This window comes from Colwellia sp. MB3u-45 (genome assembly GCF_014077005.1).
Lineage (GTDB): Bacteria > Pseudomonadota > Gammaproteobacteria > Enterobacterales > Alteromonadaceae > Cognaticolwellia.
The window spans coordinates 1-16,470 of the sequence record NZ_JACGVC010000033.1 but is presented as its reverse complement, the minus strand read 5'-3'; the positions used below and the strand labels follow the sequence as shown (position 1 = coordinate 16,470).

Below are 16,470 nucleotides of genomic sequence, written 5' to 3'. Positions count from 1 at the left end.
GATTAGATCCTTTCTTGAGTCGCAGGGGTATGAAGATAGCTGCCTGATTTTCCACCTTGTTTTTCACATAAATGGATATTGGTAATAATCATGTCTTTTTGTACCGCTTTACACATATCGTAAATCGTCAGGGCGGCGGTTGAAGCGGCGGTTAATGCTTCCATTTCTACCCCTGTTTTCCCTGAAAGCTTACAGAGCGCAGTGATTTTTACCCGGTTTTGCTTTGGCTCTGCGATTATGTCGACTTCTATTTTTGTCAGCATAAGCGGGTGACAAAGCGGAATAAGCTCACTGGTTTTTTTTGCCGCCATAATGCCAGCAATTCTGGCGGTGGCAAATACGTCACCTTTATGATGTTTTCCTTCGACAATCATTGCCAGGGTTTGCGCAGACATTTCAATATAGGCTTGAGCAATGGCAGTACGTTCAGTAACAATTTTTTCAGTTACATCAACCATATGGGCATCACCATTAGCATTGATATGAGTAAATTCGTCGCTCATCAAAAAATATTCTCTTAATTATTAGCTATTCAGCTTTATGTAAATTCACCGTTTATAGTACCTTATCTGAAGGTATATTTAGTGATTTATATTAAGAAAAGTGATTTGATATTAGTATCAAGTGATTAATAAAGTATTTATTAAAAATTGCAGTGAGTGTATTAAATTTAAGTTATCAGTAGGATGATTTTGATCTAGCTGTATTTAGCTACTATTAGATTTAAGTCGTATATGAAGTTTTAATCGTTGTTAAATTAAAATAACGTCGAATTTAGATAAACTAGAAGAGTATATAAAATAGATATATTAGAGGTGTATATAAAATTGGTTGCGGGAGCAGGATTTGAACCTACGACCTTCGGGTTATGAGCCCGACGAGCTACCAGACTGCTCCATCCCGCGTCCGAATGGTTTAAGTAAACACTTAAACAAGCCAAGTTGTTTTAATTCAAACTTAAGAATTGGTTGCGGGAGCAGGATTTGAACCTACGACCTTCGGGTTATGAGCCCGACGAGCTACCAGACTGCTCCATCCCGCGTCCGAATGGCTTAATACATTAGCCAAGACAGCTTGTTTTAATTCTAGCTTAAGAATGCTTTAAAGTGGCGGTTGACTGCTTGCCTTAAAGCGAGGCGTATAATAAGGATACATCATCTTATTTGCAACATGTTTTATGCTTTTTTTAGCGATTAATTTCATTTATTTATGACTTGTTGTTTTTTTACGCGTGAATGACTCGTATTTCAGACGATTAGTTGAAATTAGGCTGAATTTAAAATAAACAGCGCTTAACTTGTCAGATATTGTTAGATAGTTTGCGCTAATTTGTAAAAGACCTATAAGTAGCACGTGTCTTTGTTTATAATCGCGGCATAAATTAGATTGGGAAACCTATATGCAGCAATTTTTAGCATTAACCTCACCAGGTATAGAAATATTACTGGCGCAAGAACTTAAAGATTTGAAAGCCGAACAAGTTGTTCAAAAGCCTGAGGGCGTTTATTTCACTTCAACGATTGAACATGCGTATCACATTTGTTTACGCTGTCGCTTATCCACTCGCATACTGCTGAAATTGGCTGAAGGTGACGCCAGCAATAAAGATGAGCTTTATGCGGTAGCAAAGTCAATTACTTGGTCGGAAATGTTCTCCGTTGATAATACCTTTGCGATTGATTTTGTTGGTACAAGCGATGAAATCAGAAATAGTCAATTTGGTGCCTTAACGGTTAAAGATGCGGTTGTTGACCATTTTCGCGATTTAAACCAAGAACGTCCCTCAGTTGATAAGTCAGCGCCACAGGTAAGTTTTCAAGCACGTTTGTTAAAGCAAAAAGTTGTTATTTATTTAGACTTCTCTGGCCGTAGCTTATTTAAAAGGGGCTATCGAGAGCATTCGGGTGCTGCGCCATTAAAAGAACATTTAGCGGCCGCTATCATTACTCGTTCTGGTTGGTTAGAAGATACCTCTAAGCCTTTAGTTGACCCTATGTGTGGTTCAGGAACTATAGTGATAGAGGCGGTATTAATGGCAGCGGGTTATGCACCTGGCATTGATAGAGCGCAATGGGGCTTTGATTTTTGGTTAGGGCATCAGCCTGCCGCTTGGAAATCAGCAAGGTCTGCTGCCATTGAACAATCACATGTTGGTTTAACGCAGCTTAAAACTAAAGTATTTGGTCTTGACCTTGATAGCCGAGTATTACAAACCGCCCAGCAAAATGCTAAAAATGCCGGCGTGCAAAGATTTATTGAATTCTCGTGTAAAAATGCTAATGACATAAAAAATGCCTTTGGTCCTAAAGGTACTATCTTATTTAACCCACCCTACGGTGAACGAATAGGTGAATTACCTGAACTGGTAGAAAGCTTTGCTTTATTAGGGCAGAAGTTTAAATCTCATTTTGTTAACTGGCGAGTGGCTGTTCTAACTGCCAATGCTGAATTGTTAGCCATGATGAAAATGGTGACTTTAAAACGTTATAAGTTTAAAAATGGCCCATTAGATTGTCAATTTGCACTTTATAATTTAGATGATAAGCAAGTGTCGAGCAGTAATGTTGATACTGAATTTGATGGTAAAGACTCAGACTTTGGTAATCGCTTATTAAAGAATAAGAAAAACTTGAAAGGCTGGCTTAAGCAAGAAGGCATAGAATGTTATCGCTTATATGATGCCGATATTCCTGAGTATAATGTAGCGGTTGATGTTTATGGCGATCACTTGGTTATTCATGAGTACACGGCGCCCGCCATTATTGAGCCTGAGAAAGTGGCGAAAAGATTACAAGAAGTGGTTTATTTTGCCCCTAAGGTACTTGGCGTTCCTACCGATAAAGTTATTATTAAAACGCGGGCAAAGCAAAAGGGCAAAGATCAGTACCAACGGGTTGAACAAACCAAAAAATCTATGGTGGTGCATGAATATGGCGCGAAATTAAAAGTAAACCTTTGGGATTATTTAGATACCGGGCTGTTTCTTGATCACCGTAAAACCCGCCAAATTGTGGCGAAAAAATCAGCGGGTAAATCATTATTGAATTTGTTTGCCTATACAGGTTCGGTTTCTTTGCAAGCGGCATTGCATGGCGCGGATACGGTAACCACGGTTGATATGTCGAAAACTTATTTAAGTTGGGCACAAGATAATTTTGTACTGAATAATCTCAGTGGTCATAAATATGACTTTATTCAAGCGGATTGTTTGCAATGGTTGAAGAAAAACGAGCAAAAATTTGATCTGGTGTTTATTGACCCACCCACTTTCTCTAATTCAAAGCGCATGGGAGAAAGTTTTGACGTGCAACGTGATCACATCAGTTTAATTACTGATGGAGTAAAATCACTTGCTGCGGGTGGTGAGTTAATTTTTACCAATAATAAGCGTAATTTTAAAATGGATTTTGACGCTATTTCTGCCTTAAATTTACAAGTGCAAGAAATAAGCGAGAAAACACGAGATAAAGACTTTCAACGCAACAAGCATATTCATAACAGTTGGTTGATTACACGTAAGGTGTAAGGTGAGTTAATATGTCGGTAAAATTTAATCTTTATGGCAGCGAAGGCTGTCATTTATGTGAAGAGGCTTTGGCATTATGCCTAGCCGTGATGCCAGCAGCAGATATTTGCGTGGTCGATATACTCGATGATGATAAGCTAGTTACGCTGTATCGTGTTCACATTCCTGTATTAGAGCGTCTTTCGAGCCAAGAAAAATTATTTTGGCCATTTGAACAAGCACAAGTTTTGGAGTTATTGTAGTTTATGGAATTAATTCGTATTTCCCAAGGTGAATTAGCCTTTGGCGAAGACAAAGTCTTAGATAAAGCGGATCTGAGTGTACAAACCGGCGAACGAATTTGTTTAGTCGGTAGAAATGGTGCTGGAAAATCGACATTAATGAAAGTATTAATGGGTTTTCAAACCTTAGATGATGGCCAAGTGCTTAAATCTAGCACTATGCAAGTCGCGATGTTAGAGCAAGATCCTCCAGAAACTTCAGATATCAGTGTTTTTGATCATATCGCACAAGGTGTAAAGGAAAATGCAGATTTAATTAAGCGTTATCATGCGATTATTCATGATGTTACTGAAGACCCATCAGACAAAAATCTTAATAAATTAGCCAATGTTCAAGATCAACTTGAAGTGGCAAACGCTTGGCAAGATGAACAGCGTATCGAGCAAGTGATGACAACCTTGGCGCTGAACCCGGATGATAAAATTTGTGACCTTTCAGGTGGTTGGTTACGTAAGGTCGCGTTAGCTAAGGCCTTAGTGACCGCACCTGATATTTTATTGCTTGACGAACCCACTAACCATTTAGATATTAAAAGTGTTTTATGGTTAGAGTCATTTTTAAAAGACTTTGCTGGCACGATACTTTTTATTAGTCATGATAGAGCATTTATTCGTGGCGTATCGACACGTATTATTGACCTTGATCGTGGTGTTTTGAAAAGCTACCCAGGCAATTATGATCTTTACATAGAGCAAAAAGCGCATGACTTGCAGGTTGAATCACAACAAAACTCGCTATTTGATAAGAAGCTAGCAGAAGAAGAAGTGTGGATCAGACAAGGTGTAAAAGCGCGTCGTACACGCAATGAAGGCCGAGTAAGAGCACTTGAAAAACTTAGAGGCGAACGCCAAGCTCGTCGCGAGGTTCGCAATCAAAGTACGATGAATATCACCCAAGGTGACCGTTCAGGTAAGTTGGTATTTGAAGCGGAAGACATAACTATCGCTTTTGATGATAAAGTTATTATCAAAAATTTAGATTTATTGATCACCCGAAATGACCGTATAGCCTTTATTGGTGCTAACGGTACGGGTAAGTCGACCTTGATTAAAATGATTATGGGCAATCTTGAAGCTACCAGCGGTAAAATGCGCTCAGGTGTTAATTTAGATATTGCTTATTTTGATCAACATCGTGAAGCCTTAGATCTGAACCAAACCGTGCAAGAAATTGTGGGTGAAGGTAAGCAAGAAGTTGTGGTAAACGGTAAACCACGACATGTATTAGGTTACCTGCAAGACTTCCTTTTTAGTCCTAAGCGGGCACGAACACCGGTTAGAGCCTTATCGGGAGGTGAAAAAAATCGCTTGTTACTTGCTCGGTTATTTTTACGCCCCAGTAACCTATTGATTTTGGATGAGCCAACCAATGATTTGGATATTGAAACCTTAGAACTATTGGAAGAAGTCGTTGCAAATTACGCAGGAACGGTTATTTTAGTTAGCCATGATCGCGACTTTGTTAATAACTGTGTCAATAGTTGCTTGTATTTTGATGGTACCGGACACGTTTCACAAATCGTTGGTGGCTATGATGATGTTGATGATTACTTAGCTTATAAAGAGAAGCAACGTGAAACAGCGACTAAAGCCGTTGTTAAAGTCGCCGTGGCTGAAAAAGCCAATAGCAAGGTTAATACCCCGGTTAAGAAAAAACGCTCATTTAAAGAGAAAACTGAGTTAGAAAACTTACCTGGGATTATTGATGAACTTGAAACATCAATTGCTGACTTGCAGGAAAAAGTTAATCACGCTGACTTTTTTAGTCAAAGCAAAGAGCAAAGTAATAATATATTGAACCAGTTAGCTATAGATGAGTCAAAACTCGAAGTTGCCTACGCTAGATGGCAAGAATTAGATGATTAATAACAAAAGTGAGTTTAGTAGTTACATGAACAAATTTGTAAAATCAATTTTAGCATTAGGTATCACTAGTGCATTAGGACTATCCGCGGTTAATGCTGCAACTTACCAAGTTATTGATAAAGGTAATGTTTCTTCATTAAAATACACTTATTCACAACAGGAAAATAATAACGGTGAAGCTGCTATTTCTGGCACTGACATCTATAACTTTCCCGTGCAGTTTCAATATCTTGACGAAGAAGACTATGACTTTATCGTTCTTTTAGCTGAGCGAAGTCATGAAGGTGTGCACGACTTAGTTAATATTGAAGATGAAGTGGCTTTACGCGCAGGTAATCCAACGGCTAATGATCTTTCATGGGTTATAAGGTTTTTAAGTTCAAGAGCCGGTAATAGCCTTTATCAAGAAGTTGGTGATGTTTTTGCCATGACTAACTTTAATGGTCAAACAGAATTATTTAATGTATTTGATGAAAATATTCCTAATACAGATATTCTTACCCGTTCGACAAAAGAATTTATTAGTGGCATTACCAACGAAGGCTGGGTATATGGCAATGCCTCAGCGCCTTACTTACCGCTTGATTTTACTAAAAGTGATGCTGAAGAAGTAACACACTGGTTACGTGCATTTACCACCCGTGGTTTTTTCTCGTCTGACGGTGGAGCCAGTATCATCGAAGTCATTCCTCCTAGTGAGACAGATTTACCTGAAGAACAACGTTTTGGTGGTGAATCAGCCATATTAGATATTAGTGAATCTCACTTTGCGGTTGGCTATGCTAGTACGAGTATTGATCAAAATGCCATTGACTTTATCAACGATGAAACCGGTGGTTGTGCTGATCCAGACATACTTGCTGATTTACCGTTTAAAGTCTGTGTGCAGCAGATTATTGCTGAGGTTTATAATACTGAAGCAATAAAATGGTCAATTGATGAACAAGGTATCATTAGCTCAGAAATATTAGGACAGTTAGTTACTCCTCATGTTGATGATGTACGTGAATATACTAACTATGCTCAAGCTATTAATAATCAAGGTGTAGCGGTTGGTTATGCTCATGGCTGGGTTAATGAAAATGTAACTGAACCCAGTGCAAGAGAACGCCGCAGTATATATGCAGTAGTATATAAAAACGGTGAAGTTATGGACTTTACTGAGGATCACGGCAAGTACTTTGATTCGCGTACCTATGACATTAACGATGCCGGTATAGCAATAGGGCATGTCAATGCTTTTATTAATGGTAATCAAAGAACTAAGTTTTATCATGTTGATACCAATGCTGAAACGATGGAAATGATTTTACCAACAGATTTTTTCAACGGTAGTTCGAGTACAGCTCGCGCTATTAATGAAAGTGGTAAAATAGTAGGTGAAGGTGAGGTTGAAACGCATAACGACAACACTAGTACCCCGAGAAGAACACATGGTTTTTTATATGATATTACTAGTGAAACTTTTACCGATCTTAACGACTTTTTAGCTTGTGGTAGTGATTATACGATTATTGAAGCACGTGACATTAATGATGCCAATGAAGTTTCAGCAACCGCATTGATCAGAGTGCCTCGTCGTGATTCAAAAGGTGAGTTAATGCTGGATGAGCAAGGCGAACAGCTACTTGAAGATGTAGTTCGTGCAGTAACCTTGCAGCCTATAGCGGGTGAGCTTGAAGATTGTAGTGCCGTTGAAGAGAAAGTAGAACGTCAAGGTGCAGGTTTTGGTTTAAGTAGTATTTTATTGTTAACGTTTGCCGGTTTAGCGCGCAGATTGACATGGAAGAGAAAGCTTAAGCAATAAATAAGCCTAGGCTTTTTAAAAACCCGGTAACATATTTTGTTACCGGGTTTTTTAGTTCTGAATCTTAAAAAAATTCCCCAATGCTACATGTTCACGCGTAAGCCATATTTGGGTGATATGTAGACAATATTTATGACCTATGTAGGTTAATTAGATTGAGCGCTCCCTAAAGGGTTTACGGGATGAAGTCCGACCTAAAAAATATCGCCCAAGATTACATGATCATTCGTAGGGTCTATTTAGGTTCAATGTAGGTTGGACTTTAGTCCATCAAGTTAAATTTTATATTACATATCAAATATTTGATATAAATATTTGATATGTAAAGTCCCCTAAGATCGTGTATGTAGCAAAGTATCTTATTATTTCACACTCAATGCTTTTTCACCGCGAGCAATACCGACACAGCCAGATCTCACTGATTCTATGATTTCTGTTTCGTTGGCGAGTGTGGAGATAAAAGCATTGATTTTCTCTGCATTACCCGTCAGTTGAACGGTGTAAACTTGCTTACCAATATCAATGATAGAGCCTCTAAAGATATCAGTTATACGTTTTACTTCACTGCGTGACTTTTCGTTCATTGCCAAGACTTTAATCAGTAGTAATTCACGCTCGACATGACTTCGCTCGGTTAAGTCAGTTACTTTAATAACATCGATAAGTTTATTTACTTGTTTAACTATTTGCTCAAGTATTTTGTCATTACCTTTGGTGACAATAGTGATACGAGATAAGCTATCATCATCAGTGGGGGCAACGGTTAAGCTTTCAATATTAAATGCTCGTTGAGAAAACAACCCGACAATACGTGAAAGTGATCCTGCTTCGTTCTCTAATAATACGGCTAAGATTCTGCGCATTAGCTTTTCACTCCTTTTTTGATCCACATTTCATCAATAGCACCAGTACGTATTTGCATCGGATAGACATGCTCATTTTCATCAACGAGTACATCGACAAAAACCAGTCGGTTTTTAATCGCAAAAGCCTCTTGAATTTTTTCGTCTAATTCATCAAGCTTATTAATTTGCATGCCTACATGTCCATAGGACTCAGCCAATTTAACAAAGTCGGGTAAAGATTCCATATAAGAAGAGGAATGACGTCCACCATAGACCATATCTTGCCATTGACGCACCATGCCTAAAGAGCGGTTGTTCAATGAGATAATGACCACAGATAAATTATACTGCAAACAAGTTGATAGCTCTTGTATGTTCATTTGTATTGAACCGTCTCCGGTAATACAGATAACATGGCTATCAGGAAAGGCTAGTTTTACGCCCATTGCAGCAGGTAAGCCAAAGCCCATAGTGCCTAGACCACCTGAATTTATCCACTGACGTGGCTTCGCATACGGATAGTATTGCGCGGCAAACATTTGGTGCTGTCCAACATCAGAACATACGTAGGCATCACCTTGTGTTGCCTTATACATGGATTCAATAACACGCTGTGGTTTTATTACGCCATCAGTTTGTTCGTAGCTAAAGCTTTTAACTGCTCGCCATTGTGCAATTTGTTGCCACCATGTTTGGTTTTCTTCTTTGTTAACACTAAATTGCTTTTCTTCCAGTTCAACAAGCAACTGTTTAATCACAATATCAAGTAAGCCAACAACAGGGATATGAGCATTAATAGTTTTAGATATCGAGGTGGGATCAATATCAACATGCACAATGGTGGCATCTGGACAAAATTTCTTCACATTGTTAGTAACACGGTCATCAAACCTTGCCCCTAAAGCGAGAATAACATCGGCATTTGCCATGGCTCTATTCGCTTCTAAGCTACCATGCATGCCTAACATACCAATAAAGTTTTCATGTAAACCTGATATAGCACCCAATCCCATTAAAGTATTGGTCACAGGTGCGTTAAGTTTTTCAACTAATTCAGTCAGTAACTCTGCTGCATTCGCTATGATTACGCCGCCGCCAGCATAAACCACAAGACGTTTTGCTTGGCTTATTGCCTGTACCGCCTTCTTAATTTGACGGTGATGGCCTTTCACGTTTGGATTGTAAGAGCGCATGTTCACTTCAGCGCTGAATTTAAACTCTGCAGTGTGTTGTGGCATTAAAATATCTTTAGGTAGCTCGATAACCACAGGACCTGGTCGACCGGTACTGGCAATATAAAATGCTTTTGCAATAATGTTAGGTATGTCGACAACACTTCGACAGTTGAAGCTATGCTTTACTATTGGGCGAGAGCAACCAACAATATCGGTTTCTTGAAAGGCGTCGTCTCCAATCAGTCCGGTAGGCACTTGGCCTGAAAGTACCACCATAGGAATAGAGTCCATATACGCGGTTGCAATGCCGGTAATACAATTAGTAGCACCTGGCCCTGATGTAGCTAATACAAAGCCTACTTCACCGGTAGCGCGGGCAAAACCGTCTGCCATGTGAGTAGCAGCCTGTTCATGGCGCACAAGAATGTGCTCAACATCATCTTGTCGAAAGAGTGCATCATAAATATCTAATACAGTACCTCCGGGATAGCCAAATAAATATTTTACCTTAAGTGCTGCTAGGGTTTTCACCACTAGTTCGGCACCTGAGAATTGCTCTTTTGTCATATGTAATTCCTATAATAAAAAAAATCTGTTGTTAATAATATCAATTGAAATAAATAGCGATAAAAAAACCCCCGTTCTTTTCAGAGCGAGGGTTTATTGTTGTTATTTTTTTTACTTTATTTTTACACACAATATCGCCCACGCTTTGGTTTTGAGACCAAGACGAGAATGAGGAGAGATAGTAGCGTATTGACGAAGTTCATGTTAAAAATTATTTGTGTAAAAAGTAATGACTACAGTTTTAAGGGGTTTGTCTAGATGTGTCAATGTAAAGTTCATAATTTCTGATTATTTCTGATAAATATTTACTACTTTTACGAATTACAAATAAAACTTGGTCATTAATTTGTAATTAATCTGGCCATATAATTAGGTTTGCGTTGCTTAATAGTGCAAGGTTACTGATAGCAATCTCACTAATTTTATGATTATTTCTCATCGTTAAAACAACCTATTAGCGCGTTATTTATTTAATAATTAGAACAACGAGTTATTAAATAAACGCCTTGTGTTTAGCTGTTGTTCCTGGATACAAAGTAGAGCAACTAATTAAAAAAACGGGTATTAATAGTTAGGTTGAGTTATTAAAATACTATTATTTTTTTATCTATACTTTATCGTTAAATTAATAATTTTATTGGTAAGTGATCTGTTATTAGTGGTTATTTTTTATTATTATGTAAGTAGAGTAATGTAATGACATTTTTCAGCAGCGGACTAACATTTTTATGATAGGCTGTATCTTAAGTTTTAAATACATCAAAGTTATTTGGAAGGATTTATGTTAAAAAATAAACTAATCATAATGTTAGCACTTGTTGGTGCAATGGCTGGCTGTGTATCAAACCAGCAAGCTAGAGTTGACTTTGATCGTAATAGTGAGATTACTACAACAGATTATAAAACATTTGCTTGGCTGAACAAGAGCAAGATATTAGCGGAGTCTGTTGATGCTAACCCTGTGATGAAAGTCAGAATTGATAATGCCATTGAACAAGCTTTCATCGCTAAAGGCTATCAGTTAGTTAATGATGTAGAGCAGGCTGACTTCACCATTTCATATACCATGGGTAGTCGAGATAAAGTAAAAGTTGATTCTTTACCCGTGATGTATCGCACCAGCTTTATGTGGGGCAGTCGTTTTTACGGCGGCATGGGTACTGACACGCGCGTGCGAAATATTACTGAAGGAAAGTTGGCAATAGATGTATATGATGTCAAAAGTCACCAACCGGTATGGCACGGATGGGCAGTTAAGCGCATTAAGTCGTCTGAACAAGACAACCCAAGTAAAGCCATTAAAATGGTTATTGAACAGGTTGTTGCTCAGTTTTAGTTAACCTTACTTAGCACTTAGCAACGAATAACTTCTTTAAAAAGCGCAGATGATCTGCGCTTTTTTTGTTTAAAAAATTTGAATACTCTGTTGGTGTTACTTTTATTTTGCTGGGCTATAGGCAAACTCGATGCGATTACCGCTAGGCTCACGAATCATCATATGTATACTTGGGCCTTTACCGTTAATGCTAGATGATGTAATCCAACATTGCTTGTTCACGTATAAGCTAACCATGTCAAAAACATCGCTAGCTGTATTGATTTTACTTAGACTTTAAATGGATGCTCAATCAAGTTAAATTTGGTATTGTTTTCGCCAAAAATAAAGACATGACATTGTTGCCAAGCGTCGGGTATTTTCCAAGTATTATTGTTTTCAATGGAGTAAACATGACGTTTATTAGCACAACGAATATCAATTTTGTTTAACTTACCCTTGATGTTGGTCAGGGTAAATTCATTTCGTACTAAGGCATAATGCCAGTAGTCATCACTGCGAATATCGGCGTCAACAATAAGTTCTTTCTCTGAATGAATAAATTCATCAACTTGTTTAATCAATGCTTGATAATGTGCTAAATAAGGTTTTGCAACGGAATTTTTTTCAATTCTTTTATAAATGTCATAAGCATTTTTAAATTTATTTAGCTGGAGTTCTAATACAAAGCGTTGAGCTAATAATGATAATTCGTATTCAGTATTTTTATCATCAGTGGCAATTTTTATTTTTTTCAAATGAGCAAGTTGCATAGCATCGTTGCCTATCGCTTTTGCGTATTCGGCATTTAATAATTGCAAGAAATTATGCTCTGATAAATGCATGTACTCTATCTTTGTAAACTTACTCAGCAGCGCTTTTGTTTTTACATAATCCTTTTCTGCTAAGGCAGCTTTCGTTTTGTGATACAAACTGTTAAATCGGCGGGTGACCTTTTTAGTGCCATTTTTATGCATTCTAAAATCAAATTGCACACTATTAACACATTGCTGTATTGGTTCACCATTTTCAATGGCTGGCTGATACTGCCACTTCATGACTGCTTTTTTAGCCGCTAAGGTAATATCTTTACTGCCTGATGTTTCTTGCGTGATCACGTTGGAAACACTACCATCTTTTTCGATGACAAAGCTAAATGTAGCCCAACCTTCACGACCGTTACGTGCAGCAGAAATTGGGTATTTAGGTTCAACTCTAATTTTGGGCGTGGGTTCAGTTGAGGTACTTAAAAGCTGAGAAAGCTCTATAGCGGCTGCGCTGTTGCAAAGTAAGAGGGCGGGTAAGAACTTAATAATAATTTTTTTCATTTGAACATCCGTGTATATATATAATATAAGTTAAGTGACCACAAAGATGATATCTTCAAAATATATTTTTGTCACTTAAGCTATTGAAAAAATTAGGCAAGATAATAAGTTAACTACCCGTGTTTTGAGGTTATTAAATCAGTAATAACTTTTGCTGTTTCTAAGGGCTGCTCCATAGGAAAACAGTGATGTCGGCCAAATTTTTGCCATTGAATATTTTTATTGATTTTTGCTGCTCTTTTAACTGCTTTTGGAATAAAGAAATAACTTTTATTAGCCATTAATATCTCTACGGGTATCTTTATATTGTATATCGCTCGCCAGAGTCCCTTTGGATAAGAGCCAAAAATTGACGCTTCCCAACTTGGCTGACAACTGAGCGTTACTGAGTCTTGATGACTAACATGAGTAGAAAACTCGCAATAATCACTTATTACTTGGGGATGCCAAGCTTTATAAAAAGATTTGCCAGCAATATTTTCTTTCATATTAGTCAAGCTTGGCCATATTGCTGTGCGATTAGCGACCGATTTGACTAATGAGCTTCTCCGCCATGCGCCAGTTGCCCGCATGAGTTGCTGCGCTATAATCATTTCAGTTTGAAATAACACGGGATCGAGTAAAATAATTTCGCTGAATAAATCTGGATATTTAACGGCGGCTAGTAGCGTTATAACACCGCCCATTGAATGTCCAATACCCACCAAAGGACCATTTTCTTTAACATTAGCCTGAAGATAAATGGCATCAGCGATGGTATTGGCCATTTTTTGCCAGTTGGGCATGTGCGTAGTTGGCTGTGTTGAATAGCCATGACCGGGTACATCGGTTAACCAAATTGACCAGTCTTTGGGTAATTGTGATGCCATGGCGGCTAAGGTCATGGCTGAAAAGCCAGTGCCGTGTAACAAGTGAATACGTTTAGCGTCTTTAGCACCCGCGCGATAATAACCATTTACTGTCATTGCGCTGTTAGATTTTTGTTGCCATTGTTGAGTATTTTCAAGTAGTAAACTGTTAGATGAAAGCATTGTTTCAAAAGATGAGCATTCAGACATTAATATTGTTAACGATAAAGGAGAATTGTAAATAACATAGCAACATACTGATCGGATGTGAATGTATTTTGCCTAGGTATTACACTTTTGATGATATTAAGCAGGGTATAAGCCTTGGTGTTAACTAAGTGAGAGCTAGGGTGAAAATCATCCTTTAAGTGGACAAGTTCGATTATATTTCCCTTTCATCACAGAATATATATTCTTTAGGTGGGCTCTGGTTAATTCTATTGATATAATATCGTTAATTATATTATTTAAACTTTATTTTTTAGGGGTTCTGTGGATGTCGGAAGTAGAAAACCGTCCAACAAATTTTATTCGTCAAATTATTGATGCCGATCTTGCTAGTGGCAAGCATAGCCAAGTACAAACTCGTTTTCCACCTGAGCCAAATGGTTATTTACACATAGGTCATGCGAAATCAATTTGTTTAAACTTTGGTATTGCTCAAGATTACCAAGGTTTATGTAACTTGCGTTTTGATGACACTAACCCTGAAAAAGAAGATATTGATTATGTAAATTCTATTCAAGCAGACGTTAAATGGTTAGGTTTTGAATGGGCCGGTGATATTCATTATTCTTCAGATTATTTTGATCGTTTATATGGTTATGCCGTTGAGCTTATCGAAAAAGGTTTAGCCTACGTTTGTTTTTTAAATGCTGAAGAAACACGTGAATATCGTGGCACATTAAAGCAAGCTGGAAAAAACAGCCCTTATCGTGCAACTTCAGTTGAAGAGAACTTGGCTTTATTTGAAAAAATGAAAGCAGGTGATTTCAAAGAAGGACAGTGTGCGCTGCGCGCTAAAATCGACATGGCGTCAAGCTTCATGTGCATGCGTGATCCTATTATTTATCGGGTTAAATTTGCTCATCATCATCAAACCGGTGATAAGTGGTGCATTTATCCCATGTACGATTTTACTCATTGTATTTCAGACGCCATTGAAGGCATTACGCATTCAATATGTACGCTAGAATTTCAAGACAATCGTCGTTTGTATGATTGGGTTATCGATAATATTTCAATTGAAACTACCCCTCGTCAATATGAGTTTTCACGCTTAAATCTCGAATATACCGTGATGAGTAAACGCAAGCTAAACAACCTTGTGGAAGAGAAATTAGTCAGTGGTTGGGATGATCCTCGTATGCCGACCATCGCTGGTTTTCGTCGTAAAGGTTTTACGCCTGGCTCGTTACGTGAATTTGCTAAGCGCATTGGCGTAACGAAAATGGATAACACGGTTGAAATGAGCGTTTTAGAAGCTTGTATTCGTGAAGACTTAAATGACAATGCCCCACGTGCTATGGCAGTGCTTGACCCGATTAAGTTAGTCATTGAAAACTATCCTGCTGATACAGTTGAAAACCTTAATGTTAAAAATCATCCTAGCGATGAGAGCTTTGGTTCACGTATTGTGCCATTTGCTAAAGAGCTTTACATTGAAGCGGAAGATTTTCGTGAAGAAGCTAATAAAAAATATAAACGTTTAGTGCTAGACAAAGCAGTACGTTTACGTGGTGCTTATGTAGTAACCGCCACGCGTTGCGATAAAGATGAAGACGGCAAGGTAACGACAGTTTATTGCCAATATGACAGCGAAACTTTAGGTAAAAATCCCACTGATGGCACTAAGCCTAAAGGTGTTATTCATTGGGTTGCGGCAGCGCAAAGTCTTGATGCAGAAATTTGTTTGTATGAGCGTTTGTTTTCTGTACCAAATCCAGGTGCAGCAGAAGACTTTCACAGTGTAATGAACCCTGATTCCTTGACTATTATTACTAACGCGAAAGTAGAGCCATATTTGGCAACGGCGAAGCCTGAGCAAGCATTTCAGTTCGAGCGCCAAGGTTACTTCTGTTTAGACAATAAGATATCAGCACAGGATGCAGAACAAGGTAAGTTAGTATTTAACCGTACGGTAGGTTTACGTGATACCTGGGCAAAAATTTCTGACTAGTGGTTAGTTACTATTTAGCTATTAATAAATGGCTCTGCTCAAGAACCGGGTTGTTAGGTTATAAAGTATATTCTTAAAGGGCGATTGTTTTGTAGGTCGGACTTTAGTCCGTCAACCGTTTAGCCATTGGTTAACGTGATGGATGAACTCTGATCTGCAACGGTTATCTGTTTATCGGCATTTGTGGCGAGCACGGTTAAATTGCATTTAACCTGATGGACTGAAGTCCACCCTACAAATGCCAACATAAACCTTACAGGTGATTGCGTAGCGTTTGGCGATTGTTTTGTAGGTCGGACTTTAGTCCGTCAAACGTTTAGCCATTGGTTAACGTGATGGATGAACTCTGATCTGCAACGATTATTTGTTTATCGGCATTTGTGGCGAGTACAGTTAAATTGCACCTACAAAGGCCCAAATAAAATTTATGGGTGATTGCGCAGCGTGTGGCGATTTTTTTGTAGGTCGGACTTTAGTCCGTCAAACGTTTAGCCAGTGGTTAATCTGATGGGTTAACTCAGATCTGCCGCGGGAATTTTTGTTTATCGGCATTTGTGGCGAGCATGGTTAAATTTGATTTAACGTGATGGACTGAAATTCAACTTACATGGAGCTTAGTAAATAGTTATCCGCGATGTTAGTAAATTAAGTAATAAAAAATAAAAAAGCTCATAAGGCAATCCTTATGAGCTTTTTTTTAAATTAACTGTTATTTTTTAACTGAAAAATTAAA

At 38.1% G+C, this 16,470-nt stretch carries 11 protein-coding genes and 2 tRNA genes; 6 read left to right on the top strand and 7 right to left on the bottom strand.

Annotated features, from left to right (window positions below):
• Positions 1-2 precede the first annotated feature (2 nt).
• The 3 genes from moaC to H4J41_RS00715 form a co-directional block, all read right to left on the bottom strand.
• A complete protein-coding gene (gene moaC, locus H4J41_RS00725; RefSeq protein ID WP_182135532.1) occupies positions 3-503 on the bottom strand; it encodes a cyclic pyranopterin monophosphate synthase MoaC in 501 nt (166 codons plus the stop codon).
• A gap of 325 nt (positions 504-828) precedes the next feature.
• Positions 829-905: transfer RNA gene (locus tag H4J41_RS00720), tRNA-Met, on the bottom strand.
• Positions 906-965: 60 nt separating this feature from the next.
• Positions 966-1,042, bottom strand: a tRNA-Met gene (locus H4J41_RS00715).
• A gap of 357 nt (positions 1,043-1,399) precedes the next feature.
• Here H4J41_RS00715 and rlmKL point away from each other — a divergent pair.
• The 4 genes from rlmKL to H4J41_RS00695 are packed head-to-tail and all read left to right on the top strand — an operon-like array spanning position 1,400 to position 7,480.
• Entirely contained in the window at positions 1,400-3,526 is a 2,127-nt protein-coding gene (gene rlmKL / locus H4J41_RS00710) for a bifunctional 23S rRNA (guanine(2069)-N(7))-methyltransferase RlmK/23S rRNA (guanine(2445)-N(2))-methyltransferase RlmL (protein ID WP_182135533.1), read from the top strand.
• 11 nt (positions 3,527-3,537) lie between these two features.
• A complete protein-coding gene (locus H4J41_RS00705) occupies positions 3,538-3,768 on the top strand; it encodes a glutaredoxin family protein (protein WP_182135534.1) in 231 nt (76 codons plus the stop codon).
• 3 nt (positions 3,769-3,771) lie between these two features.
• Positions 3,772-5,673, top strand: a complete 1,902-nt coding sequence (locus H4J41_RS00700) for an ATP-binding cassette domain-containing protein (RefSeq protein WP_182135535.1) — start codon at positions 3,772-3,774, stop codon at positions 5,671-5,673.
• 25 nt (positions 5,674-5,698) lie between these two features.
• Positions 5,699-7,480, top strand: coding sequence for a DUF3466 family protein (locus tag H4J41_RS00695; RefSeq protein ID WP_182135536.1), 1,782 nt, complete (start codon positions 5,699-5,701; stop codon positions 7,478-7,480).
• A 362-nt stretch (positions 7,481-7,842) separates the two neighbouring features.
• Here H4J41_RS00695 and ilvN read toward each other — a convergent pair whose 3' ends face one another.
• Positions 7,843-8,343 (bottom strand): acetolactate synthase small subunit, encoded by a 501-nt coding sequence (gene ilvN / locus H4J41_RS00690; RefSeq protein WP_182135537.1) that lies wholly within the window; start codon positions 8,341-8,343, stop codon positions 7,843-7,845.
• Complete coding sequence (locus tag H4J41_RS00685; RefSeq protein ID WP_182135538.1) at positions 8,343-10,067, bottom strand: acetolactate synthase 3 large subunit; 1,725 nt, start codon at positions 10,065-10,067, stop codon at positions 8,343-8,345. Before H4J41_RS00685 ends, ilvN begins: the two co-directional genes overlap by 1 nt.
• A gap of 781 nt (positions 10,068-10,848) precedes the next feature.
• Here H4J41_RS00685 and H4J41_RS00680 point away from each other — a divergent pair.
• Positions 10,849-11,403 carry a DUF4136 domain-containing protein gene (locus tag H4J41_RS00680; RefSeq protein ID WP_182135539.1) on the top strand — a complete coding sequence of 185 codons (555 nt, stop codon included), beginning with the start codon at positions 10,849-10,851 and terminating at the stop codon, positions 11,401-11,403.
• A 269-nt stretch (positions 11,404-11,672) separates the two neighbouring features.
• Here H4J41_RS00680 and H4J41_RS00675 read toward each other — a convergent pair whose 3' ends face one another.
• Together H4J41_RS00675 and H4J41_RS00670 are read right to left on the bottom strand one after the other, a co-directional pair.
• On the bottom strand, positions 11,673-12,710 hold the full coding sequence (locus tag H4J41_RS00675) for an energy transducer TonB (RefSeq protein WP_182135540.1): 1,038 nt from the start codon (positions 12,708-12,710) through the stop codon (positions 11,673-11,675).
• A 113-nt stretch (positions 12,711-12,823) separates the two neighbouring features.
• Complete coding sequence (locus H4J41_RS00670; protein WP_182135541.1) at positions 12,824-13,768, bottom strand: alpha/beta fold hydrolase; 945 nt, start codon at positions 13,766-13,768, stop codon at positions 12,824-12,826.
• Positions 13,769-14,054: 286 nt separating this feature from the next.
• On the opposite strand from H4J41_RS00670, the gene glnS reads away from it, so the two are divergent.
• Complete coding sequence (gene glnS, locus H4J41_RS00665; protein WP_182135542.1) at positions 14,055-15,737, top strand: glutamine--tRNA ligase; 1,683 nt, start codon at positions 14,055-14,057, stop codon at positions 15,735-15,737.
• The last annotated feature ends 733 nt before the right edge of the window (positions 15,738-16,470 follow it).

Coding starts and splice junctions, on each gene's coding strand:
- H4J41_RS00705 (WP_182135534.1), top strand. CDS start 3,538: ATGTCGGTAAAATTTAATCTTTATGGCAGCGAAGGCTGTCATTTATGT.
- glnS (WP_182135542.1), top strand. CDS start 14,055: ATGTCGGAAGTAGAAAACCGTCCAACAAATTTTATTCGTCAAATTATT.
- H4J41_RS00675 (WP_182135540.1), bottom strand. CDS start 12,710: ATGAAAAAAATTATTATTAAGTTCTTACCCGCCCTCTTACTTTGCAAC.
- H4J41_RS00685 (WP_182135538.1), bottom strand. CDS start 10,067: ATGACAAAAGAGCAATTCTCAGGTGCCGAACTAGTGGTGAAAACCCTA.
- H4J41_RS00695 (WP_182135536.1), top strand. CDS start 5,699: ATGAACAAATTTGTAAAATCAATTTTAGCATTAGGTATCACTAGTGCA.
- H4J41_RS00700 (WP_182135535.1), top strand. CDS start 3,772: ATGGAATTAATTCGTATTTCCCAAGGTGAATTAGCCTTTGGCGAAGAC.
- rlmKL (WP_182135533.1), top strand. CDS start 1,400: ATGCAGCAATTTTTAGCATTAACCTCACCAGGTATAGAAATATTACTG.
- H4J41_RS00680 (WP_182135539.1), top strand. CDS start 10,849: ATGTTAAAAAATAAACTAATCATAATGTTAGCACTTGTTGGTGCAATG.
- ilvN (WP_182135537.1), bottom strand. CDS start 8,343: ATGCGCAGAATCTTAGCCGTATTATTAGAGAACGAAGCAGGATCACTT.
- moaC (WP_182135532.1), bottom strand. CDS start 503: ATGAGCGACGAATTTACTCATATCAATGCTAATGGTGATGCCCATATG.
- H4J41_RS00670 (WP_182135541.1), bottom strand. CDS start 13,768: ATGTCTGAATGCTCATCTTTTGAAACAATGCTTTCATCTAACAGTTTA.